This window comes from Parabacteroides chongii, from assembly GCF_029581355.1.
Taxonomy (GTDB): domain Bacteria; phylum Bacteroidota; class Bacteroidia; order Bacteroidales; family Tannerellaceae; genus Parabacteroides; species Parabacteroides chongii.
Genome location: NZ_CP120849.1, coordinates 829,893 through 846,202 on the forward strand (window position 1 = coordinate 829,893; position 16,310 = coordinate 846,202).

Genomic DNA, 16,310 nt, shown 5'->3' on the forward strand with positions numbered 1-16,310 from the left:
ATTTTTTTATCCGAAATGGAATTCATACATTTGTTTGTTTAGTTAGAAAAATAAGGTTGACTAAAAACTTTTAAACAGCTAAACGATCCAAAGGAAAGGTCTCGCACACCTTTCCTTTTTATTTCAAGCCGTTTCATTGATCTTAATTGATAATATTACTTCATAGGCATAGATTTTATGGTGAACAACTAATTCTAATTTCTCCCATATATTACTAAGACGGCTCAGTTATTTTTTACCACAATCGAAAAGTCACTTTTTTTCATAAAAACAGGATTTTCTTTTTTACGTCAAAACAAAGAGAAAAAAAGGTGATCTATGTCACCTTTTTCTTTTATAAACTTCTATTGTTTGCTTCTCATAAGTATTGTTCTTATCCTTCACCCTCTTATTTTGTTTGAAGTGCAGAGGGGCACTCATTTCCAGCAATCGTAATATTTCATCCAATGATTCATATTCAAACGTTGCACGATACGGAGCATTTGCCAAAGAAGGATCTTTCAAATCTATATTGACATTAAAGGTAAGTCCGAGGCGTTTAAATACATATGACAACGGATCATCCCGGAATATCATTAATCCATCTTTCCAGGCATACCATTTATACGGATCGGTCTTTGCGATAAGGCATTGCTTGGTCTGACTATTAAAGGAAGCACGTTCTCCCGGAACCATAGCGACCGGAGAAGAGTTTCCGAAAGCAACGTCGATCTTGCCATTGACCATCGTAACAGCCGTAATCGAATCGGTGTTATAGGCTTCTATATTAAAAGCCGTACCCGTAGCTCGCAGGGTTATCTGATCGGTTTTGACGATAAAAGGGTTTTCTTTATCGGAATGTACTTCAAAATATCCTTCACCGTTTAAGAAGACATCCCGTTCACCTTTCCGGAAAGCCAAAGGATATTTCAGAGAGCTTCCGCCATTCAGCCAAACATTGGTTCCATCGGGCAAACGCACCTCGGAAAAAGTCCCATGAGGAGATTTCACCTCCTGATATTCTATCGTATCATACAGGTCACTCTCTTTATTCAGGTATAAATAAGTACAAAGAATCAACAAAGGCAGAAGAAGGATAGCGGCTACACGCTGCCAATAGACCAATATAGTACGGACTATATTCCTCTTCGTGGCTGCGATATTTGCCAGAATATTTTTTTCAGCTTCAGATACGTCAATCTCAGAGGGGTTAAAAGCAGGATGCATCACCTGCCAGATATTACGCATTTCCTGGAAATAGCGGTTATTATCAGGCGATTGCTTCACCCATTCTTCCAGTTCACGGCATTCCTTCACGGTTGCTTTTCCGGATAGATAAGCTGATATAATAAGTTGTATTTGATCTTTGTCTGTCATTTCTTCTCTTTTATGGTGTTAAGACGTCTGGGAAATCATTTCCCACATAGTTTATAACTTTTTTTAGGGAATACCGATTGATATAAGAAATAGAAAGAAATCCTTCAAATATTTTCGCAATAGATCCAGCGTCTTACTGACGCGGACTTCCACAGTACGTTCAGAGACATTCAGCTGCTCTGCAATCTCTCTGTATTTCAATCCTTCAAAACGATTCAACATAAAAGCTTCCCGATATAGTTCGGGTACTTTCTCAAGCGCACGATACAAATGATCGGACAGATCCGAATGCAATATATAATTATCCGTATCGTATGAATCCAATGTGATACTCTCATATTCAGCTTCGTGCTGACGTATGATTTCCAAATGACGAAATTCATCCAAACAACTGTTACGGACAGCTTTCAGCAAATAAGATTTTAAAGAGGTTTCAATCTGTATGTTTTTCCGGTCACTCCAAAGCTTCAGGAAGATCGATTGGACAATATCCTCACACGAATCCTTGTCTCTTATAAAGTTACCACAAAACAACACGAGGTCGGCATAATAGGTCTGGAACAAGATGGAGAAAGCCTCTTTGCTGTCTTGCTTCAAAGCAGACAGGATAAAGATTTCTTGTTGTTTTTCCAGTTTTCCCATATTGATTTTAAGTATTAACACCTTTTCCCGGCAGCTAAATTAGTTACATTTTTTTATTTCCAATCTATTTTACTTATACAAAATGCTACAACCAACAAAGCCCCTACGATACGAGACCGCAGAGGCTGTTTTTTTCTGTATTCCTTCCTCACGGAAGTAATTACAGTAAGAACTTTATTTTATTACTTAATATTAATAACCACTTTTTCGCCTGTCGCAGGGTAATTGATGGATAGTAGAGACGTTAGTTATAACGTCTCTACACCACCGCGTGGAAATTTTAGAATTTTATTTTTGATTATAAATTACTCTTATTTTACGATTGCTTTAACAGCAGCTTCACCTTCAACAGCTACTACAACTACACCAGCAGGAGCAGAGATTGTAGCTTCAGAAGAAGTAACAACTGTGTTAGCGATTGTCTGACCAAGAACGTTGCTGATAGAAACTTTCTTACCTTCAGCACCCTTGATGATAACGGCACCGTCAATAGCTACTACAGAGATTGCAGAAGCAGTATCAATAGTTTCATTAGCAACCGGATCAAGTTTAACGCCTTCGTTCATGTTAAATACGTCACCGTTTGCATAACCACTTGTAACAACAACTGTACCGTTGATCCATTTCAGGTAACCTTCTTGGCTTGTAGCAATCTTATCTGCAGCTTTCGCAGGAGCATATTCCTTCCACTGAGTCTGGATCTTGAATGTACCTTCTTCGTTATCTACATAACGGAATGCGAACTTAACTACGTTGAATGCCGGAGAGTTCAGATCAAATACTAAATCAGTGTTGCCTTCACGCGGGATGTACAACTTCTGATCTGCAAGTACGTGGTAACCTTCTACGAATGATAACTTAGCACAATTTTCGCCAGCTTCATTCTTGTTGATATACGGATTGTTGTGCAGGTGAGTTGCACCATAGATATTAGCTGTGTCGATCAAGTTAACCAAGAAACGACCGTATACAGTATCGATAGCACCCACTTCTTGCGGATGACCCGGTACACCACAACCATCTGTATGATAACCGAAGCTAGGTTCTACAGCCAATAGATACTGATAGCAAGTATTTGTATCGTCACCTGTACCACGGTTGATGTAAGCAGTATCGGCAAAGATAGCCGGATTCATCTTAAACTGATATTCATTATCGATATTCAGGAAACTCAATGTATCGTTATTAACAACTGATTTAGCATCACCCTTTTCATACAATTTCTGAGCTTCATTTTCCTGACGATAGATGCTGATAGTATCACCCCATACTACATCAATCTTACGATATTCAGGATCACCGATTTCTTTAACAACCATCAAAGCATTAGCATCACCTGCATAAGCCCACATATCAGCCCAAGTACCTTTATCAGTACTGTTTGCCTGATATACTTTGTTTGTACCAACGGAAGTTGCTTCCTCAATATTAGCTACATTATAAGTATTTGTTACCAAAGTTACATAGTTATATGTATCATTCGGTTTTTTCTTCAGAGCGAAACGTTGTGCAACACGATTTTTGTTATCTAAGTTGTTTTCATCACAAATGTAATATTTCAACTTAGTATCATCATTCATTTTAACGAACTCGCTGTTTTCTCTGTTCTGGAATGCATACGGAAGAATAACCAATGTATCTTTCTTTTCAGTCAATTCTTCTTTAGTTGCGTCCCATACGTTCATCGTACTTACAACAAGAACTGAGTCAATTTCTGTTGCATTCTTACCGCTATTCAAAAGTTCCGATTTCTTAACCAAGTTCAAATTCCACTTGGTAGCCAAGTTTTCATCTACAGTAGCACCGATCTGGTGAGTACCGTGGTTTTCTGCCCAGTAAGCGTTCATATCGCCATCAGCTGTCTGACGAGACTGACCCAGATAGAATGTTTGGTTACGCAATACATTTTCAGCTACAACCTTGTAACCGTCTGTTTTTGTATGATTTTCTACAAATGTAATTGTAATCAAGTCACCATCAATTGCAGTTCCAGCTGCTGCAACTTCATAAACATTTGCATTGTCAGTTGTACGCAAACCTGTTACAACTAATTTTACAGTTGTATTTTCGCGGTTTGTCAAAGTCAACTTGTCATCAGCATAAGTAAGAGCCCACTGAGCTTCAGGAGCTTCAGCGATTACGCTTGATTTTGCTACATAATCAGCAGCATTTCCAGTTGCTGTATTTGCATCGTTTCTTACAGACAGAATACCATCGACTTTGTATTTATCAGCAGTTGCTTCTTTACCAGTTTTTACGTAATTTACTTTGATGAACTGACCTTTCAACAGAGTCTTCAGGTCAACAGAGCTTTCACCACCTAATGTCACGTAAGCCCAAGTTGTAGCATCTCCAGCTTCACTAGCTGCACTCAAAACATTTGTGTTCAACAATGAAGAGATATACAGACGGAACTCGTTTGTGCCATCCTCGTCATCAGCTACAACAACTTTAACGCCTGCTTCTCCATTATCGGCTTTTAAAATATGGAAGAAAGTATAATAGTTTGCATCTTCAAGTTTATCTGCAGCAATAAGTTCGAACGTACCTTCTGCATTTTTGTCTGTTGTCAAACCTTCTTTTGCAGTCAGATTCAAAGCAACATACTTGTCACCTTTCTTCAAACGATAGTATTTATCTGCGTTGCCTTCGCTACCTTCCTCAGCTACAGCTTCCAAAACACCAGAGAATGCGCCTGTTTTTTCAACAGTTGCAGTGCTACCTAAAGCTTTTGCGATAGTCAGGTCGAAACCATTGCCTAAGACATCATTCATGTCATCAGCAGAAGTTGCTGTGCCGAAATTCGGTTCTACAGAAGCGAAAAGAAGAGCGTCTGCTGCTTCTGCCACTAAAGCCAAATTAGCTCCAACAAACTGATCCTTGTTATCGCCTTTTGCAACTTTCAACTGGAAGTATGGAGTACCTTTAACCGGAACCATTACAAATTCTTCCTCACCAGAACTTGCGGCTGCCAAAGTCTTACCAGCAGCACTGATTAAGCGACCGTTTTTGAATGTCCAATAGAAAGCGTCTACTGCATTTTCGTCATAAGCTGCAAAGCTGGCATTAGCACCCAATGCACCTTTCAAGAAATTAGAAACAGGTTGACCGTCAGCAGCCGTATAAGCAACCAAACGACTATTTGCAGTGTAACCAGCTAACTGACCAGCAACGGGAGCTGTAGGCATTACAGCTTCGTCAACCAAATCGCCTTTGGCAATGGCTTTAGCAGCAAATGTGTTAGTATTGCTAGCTTCTACTTTGAAAGCGCTACCTTCCAATTTAACTGATGCCGTTGCAGTAGCAAACTTTATAGCTCCGGAAGTTAAAACCACGTCAGTCATATCAGTTGTATTAGCACCGAAGTCAGTATTAGTATCGTTAAAACCCAATGTATTACCACCGGTTTTAATCGTATAGTTACTAGCAGATTCTGCTATATTAACAATAACATCAGCAGCACTTACATCTGCAAACTTTTTCAACTCTAAGTTATTAGAGCTACCCACCACAACAACATAATCATCACTACCGTCGTTCACAACAAAGATATAATCTTTATTACCGCTAGAAGGAAGATCTGTAACTGCTGCTACAGTTGCATACGTCTTACCATTCGCATACCCCACTTTCGCAAACAAGTCTGCAGGAACAACCACAGCACCGGCCAGCAGGAGACTGGCCAAAAGTGTAGAAAACTTTTTGTTCATAATTTAAAATTTAATATTAATACTAAAGTGTAATAAGTTCAATCCATAAGCAGGGACACTTCAACCAAACAAACTATGGCGAGTTTAATCGTCCCTTTAATTTCGTCATTTTGTTCGTTTTCGTTTGTGAAAACCGCTATTTCGTACAGGATTTACTATTCAACTGATAAGAAAGCAGATAGACGAATAAAAAATATCTTAAAAAGGCTGGTTTGTATCGAACAAATGCTTACTTTTGTTGACGAGAAAAAAGGGACGATTAAATTCGTCACAATCTTTTTCAAACTATCTTCCTATCCCGCAACACATTACACCTCATTTTTATACCTTATCCGTATTATATATTATCAATGTACGCGCGTACCTATTTATATATAGTCATACTTACTTTCTATCAACACTTTACAGCACCTCACAAGCAACCCTGCAAAATCAAGAAAAAAGTCCCGGAGAAGCTCTTTTTTATATCAGGAGAATTATTACCTTTATTGCGGACTTTTATATACGAAAAGTATACGTTACAAAAAAGAAAAGTATACTTTTCCTTTTTGTATACATAGCCTTCTTTTTATGTAATAAATTTATTTCATAAAAAGAATAAAGCAGGAAATTTCTTAATTATCATGACGTTGAACCTTAAACAAAGGGAAGTGTATGAGTATTGAATATGATCTATTTACCAACCCCCTCCGGGAAGGGGAAGAGAAACCGACATTACATGCCAGGGCGATCAATATCCAGACCGTCAACACCGATAAGCTGGCAGAGACGATCGAGGGCATGAGTACGTTTACGGTTGCCGACATCAAAGGTGCCATCAAGGCTATCGGCGAACGACTGTGCTTTTTCCTCAGCAACAGCCAAAGCGTACATCTGGAAGGCATCGGCACGTTTTCCGTCACGCTGAAATGCAAACAGCAGGTGGTAAACAAAAAAGATATCCGTTCGGCATCCATCGAGTTTAAGAACGTGGAGTTCAGAGCCGATCCGGAGTTGAAGAAACGTTTACGCAACGCACGCATCGAACGGCGGGAAGGAACAAGCAACAAGAAATCCTACAATTCCGACATCCGTCAGAAGCGTATCCTGTGGTACATCAAAAACTACGGGTCGATCAACCAAAGTGTTGCCGCCAGCCTGAACCAATGTACCCGTCAAAAGGCAAAGGCGGACCTCGAACAACTGCTGGAAGACAACCAGATACAAAAAAATTGGTGCGGAAAACGGGCGTTCTACGTCCGGCATACGATAGTGCCGCCCGCACAAGATACGTTGACAGAGAGTCCGGAGGAATAGTATGGAGCTATACACCTCAATCCAAATACCCAAGCCGCCTTTCCGCTTTTCCTGGCAGGAACAAATACTCCTGCTCGGCTCCTGCTTTGCGGAAAATATCGGGGCAAAGCTGGCCGATAACCGGTTCAATGTCGATATAAACCCGTTCGGGACACTGTATAATCCAGCCTCCATCGCGGCAGCCTTACGCATATTACTACATCCGGAACGGTTCACGGCAAACGATCTGTTCAATCACGAGGGCATATATCACAGCTTTACACATCACAGCCGCTTCTCTTCCACTTCGGAAACGGAATGCCTGGATAATATAAACAACCGGCTGTTTGCTTCAGCTGAAGGAATCCGAAAAACAAAGTATATGGTGATCACGTTGGGGACAGCCTACGTTTACCGGCTGAAAAGCACCGGAAAAGTGGTGGCAAACTGCCATAAACTGCCCGAAAAGATGTTCGACCGCTCGATGCTGTCCGTAGCAGAGATCGTATCGGAATGGAAAGAGCTGTTGCTTTCTCTTTGGGAGCAATGCCCGGAGCTGAAACTGCTTTTCACCGTTAGCCCGATCCGTCACTGGAAAGACGGTGCACACGGGAACCAACTCAGCAAAGCGACGCTGTTGCTGGCTGTCGAAGCGCTTCAGACAAGTTACCCCGAACGCATCACCTACTTCCCGGCTTACGAGATCATGATGGACGAGTTGCGCGATTACCGCTTCTATGCCAATGACATGCTGCACCCGTCGGAACTGGCCGTTGACTATATTTGGCAACGTTTTACAGAAAATTTCTTATCCGATGAAACAAAAGGCTTTCTTAAAGAATGGGCAGAGATACAAAAGGCTATTAATCACCGCCCGTTTCAACCCGAAAGTGAAGCCTATAAACGCTTCTTGTCGCAAACTTTGTTAAAGATGGAACGAATTAACGAGAAATTCCCTTTCTTTGATAGTACAAAAGAGATGGAAATAATAAAGTCTAAAGGAATGTAAAAAATGGAATACTCAATAAAAGAAATAGTAGGAGTTATTGGTGCCAAAGCAAGAAACCTACAGGACGGAACCATTAGTATCTTGCTGACAGACAGTCGCCGGCTTTCTTTTCCGGAACAGAGTCTCTTCTTTGCCCTCAAGACAAAGACCAACGATGGACACAGATATATAAAAGAACTCTATAAACTGCGGGTACGCAATTTTGTAGTGAGCGAGCTGCTTCCGGAGTTCGAGTCTCTTCCGGATGCGAATTTCCTGGTGGTCAAGGACACATTGAAGGCGCTTCAGAAGCTGGCGATCCATCACCGGAAACGGTTTAACATTCCGGTTATCGGTATTACCGGCAGTAACGGGAAAACGATCGTGAAAGAGTTCCTTTACCAACTGTTACACAAGGAATTCAATATTGTCCGTTCGCCGCGAAGCTATAACTCGCAGCTGGGCGTTCCGTTGTCGGTCTGGCAGATGAGCGAAAAGAATACGCTGGGTATCTTTGAAGCCGGTATTTCACAGCCGGACGAGATGGAAAACCTGCGTCCGATCATTGCTCCGACTATCGGTGTCATTACAAACATCGGCGAGGCACATCAGGAGAATTTCATCTCTACCACCCAAAAATGCCTGGAAAAGCTGACCTTGTTCAATGACTGCGAAGCAATCATATACGACGGTGACGATGCCTTCATCTCCAACTGCATCGAATCAGCCTGTCTTTCACACAAGGCGATTGCCTGGAGCCGGACGGATTCAGACGCACCGCTTTACATTGAAACGATCGAGAAGAAAGAGTCGGAAACAATCATCCGCTGTACACTGCTCGGACTGACCCAGAAATATGTCATTCCTTTCACCGACGATGCGTCTATCGAGAATGTCATCCACTGCCTGGCAGTCATGCTTTACCTGAAGCCTACCAGTGTGAACGACGCTGAGAAGTTCACCCAACTGGAGCCCGTCGCCATGCGCCTGGACGTAAAGCAAGGCATCAACAACTGCATACTGATCAACGACACATACAATTCGGATATCAACTCGCTGGATATCGCCCTCGACTTTCAGCAGAGCCGCCATGTGGACAAGAATCTGAAATGTACTTTGATCCTTTCCGACATACTGCAATCAGGCACATTGCCTAAATCGCTTTACAAGAAAGTTGCCGACCTGGTTCGCCGTAAAAAGATAGACCGCATCATCGGTATCGGACGCGACCTGAAAGAATACGGCGCTGCCTTCGACATGGAAAAGGAGTTCTATAACACAACGGACGAGTTCCTTAAATCGCCGACATTCAAACAGTTTAAAGACGAACTGATCCTGCTTAAAGGTTCACGCCATTTCCATTTCGAACGGATCTCCGAATTACTGGAAAAGAAAGTACACGAAACAATCCTGGAAGTAAATCTCGATGCAGTGGTGCATAACTTCAACTATTACCGTTCGAAGTTAAAACCCGAAACGAAAATGGTCTGCATGGTGAAAGCATTCGGATACGGTGCCGGTTCATATGAGCTTGCCAAGACGCTGCAGGAACATCGCTGCGATTATCTCGCCGTTGCGGTTGCCGATGAAGGGGCGGAGCTTCGTAAAGAAGGTATCTCGATTCCTATCATCGTGATGAATCCGGAGTTCAGCAGTTTCAACGTCTTGTTCGAGAATAACCTGGAGCCGGAGATATACAGTTTCCGTCTGCTGGATGCGATGATCAAGGAAACGGAACGTCGGGGAATTACCTCCTATCCGATTCATATCAAGATAGATACCGGAATGCACCGTCTGGGATTCCAACCCAGTGACGTTCCTGCCATCTGCGAACGGCTGAAAGAACAAAGCGGTGTTACGGCACGCTCCATCTTCTCCCATCTGGTGGGCAGCGATTCTTCCATCTTCGACGACTTCACGAAGAAGCAACTGGATACATTTACCCAAGCAGCAACCGAACTGGAGAACGGACTGGAATATAAGGTGATCAAACATATCCTCAACTCTGCCGGAATCGAGCGTTTCACTGACTATCAAATGGATATGGTCCGCCTGGGAATCGGTTTGTACGGTGTAAGTGCTTCGGGAATGAAAGGTTTACGCAACGTCAGCACGCTGCGCACGACCATCCTGCAGATACAACAAGTGCCGGCAGGTGATTCGATCGGTTACAGCCGCCGGACGTATGTAGACCGTGATTCGCGCATTGCCATCATCCCGATCGGTTATGCCGATGGGTTGGATCGTCATTTCAGTAATCGCGGAGGTGAAGTTTCCGTTGCCGGCAAGCGTTGTCCGATCGTCGGCAATATCTGTATGGATGCCTGCATGATCGATGTCACCGACACAAATGCACAGGAGGGCGATCCGGTGATCGTCTTCGGTGAAGAGTTGCCGGTAAGCGAACTTTCCGATAAACTAAAAACAATCCCTTACGAGATCCTAACATCGGTATCTCCGCGGGTGAAGAGAGTGTATTACAGGGAATAAATTGTTTATCTTGCACATTTTATGTACTTTTGTGCCGTAAATAAATTAAATAAAGGTATGAGTCATAATTTATTGAAAGGTAAAAGAGGCATTATCTTCGGTGCGCTGAATGAGATGTCTATTGCCTGGAAAGTGGCAGAAAAGGCTGTAGAAGAAGGTGCAACCATTACATTGAGTAATACACCGGTTGCCGTACGTATGGGCGAAGTCGATGCCCTGGCTAAAAAGCTGAATGCTGAAGTTCTGCCGGCAGACGCTACAAACGTACAGGATTTGGAAACGGTATTCTCCAGATCAGTGGAGATACTTGGAGGTAAAATAGATTTTGTGTTGCACTCTATCGGCATGAGCCCGAACGTGCGCAAAAAACGTACATATGATGACCTGGATTATGATATGTTGGAAAAGACACTGGATATCTCCGCTGTCTCTTTCCACAAGATGCTTCAGGTTGCCAAAAAGCAGGATGCTATCGCTGATTACGGTTCGGTTCTTGCTTTATCGTATGTGGCGGCACAGCGTACATTCTTCGGTTACAACGATATGGCGGATGCTAAGAGCCTGCTGGAATCGATCGCACGCAGCTTCGGTTATATCTACGGACGTGAAAAGGGAGTGCGTATCAACACAATCTCTCAGTCTCCGACCATGACAACCGCCGGTAGCGGTGTAAAAGGTATGGATCACTTAATGGACTTCTCCAACAAGATGAGTCCGCTAGGAAATGCAACCGCAGAAGAATGTGCAGACTATTGCATCGTGATGTTCTCCGACCTTACCCGTAAGGTTACTATGCAGAACCTTTACCACGATGGTGGCTTCTCAAGCATGGGCATGAGCCTTCGCGCCATGAACCAGTACAGCAAAGGATTAGAAGAATTTACCGACGAGAACGGCAACATAATTTACGGCTAAGCCGTAAATTAAATTGAAAGTTGAAAATTGAGAATTGAAAATTATCCGATAGGATAGTTTCAACCTAATTTTCAACTTTCAATCTTCAATTTTCAATTTTATGCTAATAAAGATCTACCCTGAAAACCCCAACCCCAGGGAAATAGACAAAGTGATCGATGTCCTCCGTGACGGAGGTCTGGTCATTTATCCAACCGATACAGTATACGCGATCGGCTGTGACGCGCTAAATGTCCGTGCCGTAGAAAAGATATGCCAAATGAAAGGAATCAATCCTCAAAAGAGTAATCTTTCTATCATCTGTTATGATCTTTCGAATCTGAGTGAATATGCCAAGGTAAGTAATTCAGCTTTCAAGCTGATGAAAAAACATTTGCCCGGTCCTTTCACTTTCATTCTTCCGACAAGCAGCGAGTTACCGAAAATTTATAAGAACAGGAAAGAAGTCGGTATCCGCGTACCGGACAACAACATCATCCGTACGTTGGTCAAAGAGCTGGGAAACCCGATCCTGACCATGTCCGTACACGACGATGACGATATGATCGAGTATTCGACCGATCCCGAACTGATTCACGAGAAGTATGAAGATACGGTGGACATTGTCATCGACGGCGGCTATGGTGGTTTTGAGGCTTCAACGGTAGTGGATTGTACGACTGACGATTTCGAAATTATACGACAAGGGAAAGGTATATTAGAATAGTTTTCTGCATTCCAGTAATATCGAACGAAAGAATAACAATTATCAAACGATAGGAACACATATATGCTTTATTCGTTTGATATATATCAAACGCAAAAGAGTATCAAACAAGCCCACAAAATAAAACATATCTTATATACAAAAGCAAGGGAGGTAATTGACTGATACCTCCCTTATTTTTATGTTCATGTATTTACAAAACTCTGATCTCATCCATAAAGAACCATCCCGGATGGCCTACTCCACAATGCCAGGACGGACAGGTATTCACCCCTTCAATCTCAACCTTGATATAACGAGCTTTTACCGGCTGAGACGATTCATTACGAGCCTGGAAGAATTTCACCTCGATCGACTGGTCCTCTGCTATATCTGTTTTTCCGAAGAACTGATAATCCTGATTATTCAAAGAAGTGGAATAAGAGACTTTCTTAGGCAAAAATACCCACTGCCCCAACTGGTGCAAAAAGTCACTTTCTATCACACTCACATCTTCTTCCTTGCCCAAGTCGAGTATGAATGCAGCATTCTTTCCTTCCCAGCCAACCCAGCTTTCAACAAATGCTGTTCCTCCATACAATTCGTCAATCAGCATCTCCGCTCCTTTTTCGGCATATTTACCGGATGGTGCCTCTATCCATGTTATCTTTGCATTCTTTGCGAAATTCTTTTCAGACTTAGGCAGAAAACGTTTTTCATACAAATCGCAGTACTCCAATGGGGAATTATGACGCTCATTCAATGTCGGCAACTGATAATAAGCGGCCCGCTCCCTGAATAAAGCCAGCTTTGCCTTAATCTCATCTACATCGTGGCCACGTTCAGCTCTGGCTACTTCCAATTCCGAATATTGTAAGGTCAAGCGCTCGATTCTTACACGATCGAGTAACTGTTTATTATCTGCCACTGCCTTTTCTGCCTTATCAAACAATTCATTATACCGTTTAAGACAGTTAGCATTCAGCATTCCGTTTTTATGTGAAACCGGAGAGTCGAAAATCCATAAATCCACTTTACTTCCGAGCAATGCTCCTTCCAGCAGCTTTTCATAATCATACAAATAAGGAGCCGCCGCACCGTAATATCCTTTCATAAACGACTTCATCAAAGAATCCGTGTCCAGTGAAGGATTCCACATCAGTTTACTGACGATGTAAGATCTCATCTCTGTAAATGTTCCGCATTTAGAACCTGCTATCTGAGAGAAATGCATCGTTACATGATGATCTTTAAACAGCTGAATATTCTTTTTCAAGATCGGGAAATTAGGGAACGGAGCCAGATAACAATCGAAATTGATGCCGTAATCCCATACAAATATATTATTACTGATTTTTGACCATCCTTCCATCGCTTTCATAAAGTCACGTCCCGATTCATTATCCGTCAGCGGAACTTCACGCCTGCAATCGATATCACACAGCATGATGTTTACATTAGGCAAAGGTTTTATCTGTTTAGGCGGATGCATGGAAAACAAATAGGCCAATGTTGAAAACTCCTTGTCCGGGAAACGGGCTGCCAGCTTATTCAGGAAGTGAATCAGACTACCACTGGGGGAACCTCCTTCCAACTCATCCAGGGCTTTACAATCAGGACAGGCACAGTTCGTAAAATTACCATCATTCTGACTGATAGAAATCATATTCTTACCCGGATTAGCCTTAAAAATAGAATCGACCCGTTGGGATACGATTTCGAATACTTCCGGATTCGTCAAACACCATTGGCTTGCAGCCCCTGGCCGACGTTCACCATTAATAAAAGAATAATACTCCGGATGCTTTTCCCCAAATTCTGACGAAGGCAGAATTTTATCGAAAGTATGCACCCACAAATTACCGGCAAAGACTTCACTTGGTTCCTCCAGACGGAACCACATCTTATAGACCGGATCTTCTCTGACCGCATAACTTTGAGTCTGACGATAACGGAAAGCGGGATTTTCTGCCCGGTCGAGTTCCGGTATCTCTATTGTTTTACGCTGATCGAGCGTATATGTATGAGCTGTATAATAAGAGACTCCCAAATAATCTTCCAACAAGGTAACAACCCCGTAAATAGCCCCTTTATCACCTCCGCTACTGATTCTTAAAATACCATCGGAAGTAGACAGACGAAATCCGTCTTCAAGCAGTCCGGTTGTATTTCCCTGACCGATTACTATATCTCCTTTTTTAGCTTTTTTACCTTCGATGACAGGAAGAGACGATCCGCTGATCCGCTGGACAAAGTCCTGCAGTAATGTCGCAGCTTGTTGATTCACCTGATTGGTTTCCGGAACAACGATTCGGGAAACAGGTTTTCCGTCTTTTACCAAAGTCATTTGGGAATAAGCGCCATCCACACAAAGCCATGCAGCCAAAGCGATCCCCCACAGTTTACATTTGTATTTCATAAAATAATATCAATGAGTTTATTAATTACGATACTTTATCCAAACTTATCTATCCGACAACTTATCTATTCCACCGGATAAATATAATAAAACCCCGAAAGCTGTGAACCAACATTCGGGGTTTAATATCAGGAATCTAACATTTATTAGAAGTTACGTCCGGTATCCCACCACAAACGAGTTGCCTCATTGTCCGGTCCGCTCAACAGGCTGACAGCTTTTTCAACTTCTGCCGTATTTGCATTTTTATCATTACGCGGGAAACGCAAACGTTTCACAAACTCGCCATTTTCGATACCACCATTTACCGTGCTGCTATAGTTATTAGCCACCGGGAACAACTTCGGATAACCCGTACGACGGAATTCACTCCATGCTTCCTGACCTTCCGGAAACATAGCAATCCATTTCTGATTGATGATCTTATGCAACTTTTCTTCATTGGAAGCTGATGGATCCCATTTTACCGTACATTTGTCAATACCTGCAATATTATTTGCCGGATTATGAGGATCTTCAAAGTTCACAGCTACACCTGTTCCATTTTCAATGTATTTATTGTATGCATCAGCAGAAATTCCATGTTCGTCAAATGAAACTTTAATACCCTGTTCATACAGTTCCTGGGCACTACCTCCCATATTCCAACCTCTCAGAGCACCTTCTGCACGTAAGAAATAAGCTTCGGCCACCTTCATCCACGGAAGAGCATTGGTTATTTGTCCCGGATTAGTCAAATCGGTATTTTTGCTCGATTTGATCATATTGATCGTTGAATACATCTGATAATTAGCCTTATCATCAATCCAGGTTCCCTGACGGATACCTACATATTCACCGATCTTATTGGTTAGCTTCCCGCTCGCATCTTTGATGTCTTCATCATTGAACCAACCGACAGGAGTAACGTAAACCGCCAAACGAGGGTCATCGTATCCTTTCAGGATGGAGAGCAAAGAAGCACCTACGCGAATATCATTATATCCGTAGTTAATCTCATTCAACGGATTCTGTACACTGGCACTTTTTACTTCTACATTATTGTTGCCGGCTACCAGCACACCATATTTATGGCTGACAGCAGCTTCTGCCGTAGTTTTAGCCAACTCCGGAGCAACCATAGAAATACGCATAGCCAAACGCAAACGTAAGGTATTGGCAAAACGTATCCACTGTTTATGATCAGCTCCGCAAACAATATCGAAATCAGAAATACGAGACGCATCTGCACTGCCAGCATCTACGAATTCAGTCAAAGCATCCACACTTTCATTCAATTCCTGAATAAAAGTCTTATACAATGTCTCTACATCATCATAAGGGACAGAAGCTCCCCCCTGCATGGCTTGCGTATAAGGTACAGGACCATAAGTATCGACAACACGATGCATGGCCTCTACACGAATAATTTTAGCGATAGAGACATAATCCGGTTCTTCTGTAGATTTCAGAATATCACTGATCGGTTTCATTACATATGATTCACCTGCAATAAAAGCCGTTTCATTCCAGCCTTCATTCATGGCATATGTAGAGTTACAATAGTTACCGCCAAAAGCCGTAGGCACAGCCATGTAACCAGAATACAAATCCGCATTCAAATTCTGCATCAACTGATATTCATAATGTCTGTTCTGATAATTCAGATAAACGGAAGTTATCGGCTGATTAAAACGGGCAGCAACACCGATTTGATCCGGCCTTAAACCGTTCGGATTCGTATTGATTTTCTCAAAATCCCCTGTACAAGACACATTTCCCATCAACACGGCAACGGCACACAGAGGTAACATTTTCTTTATTTTCTGGAATATATTTCTTTTCATAATA

10 protein-coding genes are annotated in these 16,310 nt (G+C 42.3%); 5 read left to right on the forward strand and 5 right to left on the reverse strand.

The features are described 5' to 3' along the window. Window positions 1–321: 321 nt before the first annotated feature. The 3 genes from P3L47_RS03495 to P3L47_RS03505 all read right to left on the reverse strand — a co-directional run bounded on the left by P3L47_RS03495 (window position 322) and on the right by P3L47_RS03505 (window position 5,708). Window positions 322–1,356, reverse strand: coding sequence for a FecR domain-containing protein (locus tag P3L47_RS03495; RefSeq protein WP_277782694.1), 1,035 nt, complete (start codon window positions 1,354–1,356; stop codon window positions 322–324). A gap of 63 nt (window positions 1,357–1,419) precedes the next feature. After that, window positions 1,420–1,998, reverse strand: a complete 579-nt coding sequence (locus P3L47_RS03500) for an RNA polymerase sigma-70 factor (RefSeq protein WP_277782695.1) — start codon at window positions 1,996–1,998, stop codon at window positions 1,420–1,422. 311 nt (window positions 1,999–2,309) lie between these two features. After that, window positions 2,310–5,708 (reverse strand): DUF6383 domain-containing protein, encoded by a 3,399-nt coding sequence (locus tag P3L47_RS03505; RefSeq protein WP_277782696.1) that lies wholly within the window; start codon window positions 5,706–5,708, stop codon window positions 2,310–2,312. Window positions 5,709–6,362: 654 nt separating this feature from the next. Between P3L47_RS03505 and P3L47_RS03510 the strand changes: the two genes are divergently transcribed. The 5 genes from P3L47_RS03510 (at window position 6,363) to P3L47_RS03530 (ending at window position 12,082) form a co-directional block, all read left to right on the forward strand. After that, window positions 6,363–7,004, forward strand: a complete 642-nt coding sequence (locus P3L47_RS03510) for an HU family DNA-binding protein (protein ID WP_122361213.1) — start codon at window positions 6,363–6,365, stop codon at window positions 7,002–7,004. Window position 7,005: 1 nt separating this feature from the next. After that, entirely contained in the window at window positions 7,006–7,992 is a 987-nt protein-coding gene (locus P3L47_RS03515) for a GSCFA domain-containing protein (protein WP_277782697.1), read from the forward strand. 3 nt (window positions 7,993–7,995) lie between these two features. Beyond that, on the forward strand, window positions 7,996–10,461 hold the full coding sequence (locus P3L47_RS03520) for a bifunctional UDP-N-acetylmuramoyl-tripeptide:D-alanyl-D-alanine ligase/alanine racemase (RefSeq protein ID WP_122361215.1): 2,466 nt from the start codon (window positions 7,996–7,998) through the stop codon (window positions 10,459–10,461). Window positions 10,462–10,518: 57 nt separating this feature from the next. Next, the gene (locus tag P3L47_RS03525) at window positions 10,519–11,376 is read left to right on the forward strand and encodes an enoyl-ACP reductase FabI (RefSeq protein ID WP_277782698.1); all 858 of its coding nucleotides are present in this window, start codon (window positions 10,519–10,521) and stop codon (window positions 11,374–11,376) included. Window positions 11,377–11,476: 100 nt separating this feature from the next. Beyond that, window positions 11,477–12,082: an L-threonylcarbamoyladenylate synthase gene (locus P3L47_RS03530; protein ID WP_277782699.1), complete on the forward strand. Its 606-nt coding sequence runs from the start codon at window positions 11,477–11,479 to the stop codon at window positions 12,080–12,082. Between the two features lie 193 nt (window positions 12,083–12,275). On the opposite strand, the gene P3L47_RS03535 is transcribed toward P3L47_RS03530, so the two are convergent. Both P3L47_RS03535 and P3L47_RS03540 read right to left on the reverse strand, forming a co-directional pair. Then, on the reverse strand, window positions 12,276–14,480 hold the full coding sequence (locus P3L47_RS03535; RefSeq protein ID WP_427910535.1) for a DUF4838 domain-containing protein: 2,205 nt from the start codon (window positions 14,478–14,480) through the stop codon (window positions 12,276–12,278). A gap of 146 nt (window positions 14,481–14,626) precedes the next feature. Continuing rightward, window positions 14,627–16,306 carry a SusD/RagB family nutrient-binding outer membrane lipoprotein gene (locus P3L47_RS03540; protein ID WP_277782700.1) on the reverse strand — a complete coding sequence of 560 codons (1,680 nt, stop codon included), beginning with the start codon at window positions 16,304–16,306 and terminating at the stop codon, window positions 14,627–14,629. Between the last annotated feature and the right edge of the window lie 4 nt (window positions 16,307–16,310).

Excerpts from the sequence above, each read along its gene's own strand:
- P3L47_RS03515 (WP_277782697.1), top strand. The coding sequence starts at position 7,006 with ATGGAGCTATACACCTCAATCCAAATACCCAAGCCGCCTTTCCGCTTT.
- P3L47_RS03525 (WP_277782698.1), top strand. The coding sequence starts at position 10,519 with ATGAGTCATAATTTATTGAAAGGTAAAAGAGGCATTATCTTCGGTGCG.
- P3L47_RS03505 (WP_277782696.1), bottom strand. The coding sequence starts at position 5,708 with ATGAACAAAAAGTTTTCTACACTTTTGGCCAGTCTCCTGCTGGCCGGT.
- P3L47_RS03510 (WP_122361213.1), top strand. The coding sequence starts at position 6,363 with ATGAGTATTGAATATGATCTATTTACCAACCCCCTCCGGGAAGGGGAA.
- P3L47_RS03495 (WP_277782694.1), bottom strand. The coding sequence starts at position 1,356 with ATGACAGACAAAGATCAAATACAACTTATTATATCAGCTTATCTATCC.
- P3L47_RS03520 (WP_122361215.1), top strand. The coding sequence starts at position 7,996 with ATGGAATACTCAATAAAAGAAATAGTAGGAGTTATTGGTGCCAAAGCA.
- P3L47_RS03535 (WP_427910535.1), bottom strand. The coding sequence starts at position 14,480 with ATGAAATACAAATGTAAACTGTGGGGGATCGCTTTGGCTGCATGGCTT.
- P3L47_RS03530 (WP_277782699.1), top strand. The coding sequence starts at position 11,477 with ATGCTAATAAAGATCTACCCTGAAAACCCCAACCCCAGGGAAATAGAC.
- P3L47_RS03540 (WP_277782700.1), bottom strand. The coding sequence starts at position 16,306 with ATGAAAAGAAATATATTCCAGAAAATAAAGAAAATGTTACCTCTGTGT.
- P3L47_RS03500 (WP_277782695.1), bottom strand. The coding sequence starts at position 1,998 with ATGGGAAAACTGGAAAAACAACAAGAAATCTTTATCCTGTCTGCTTTG.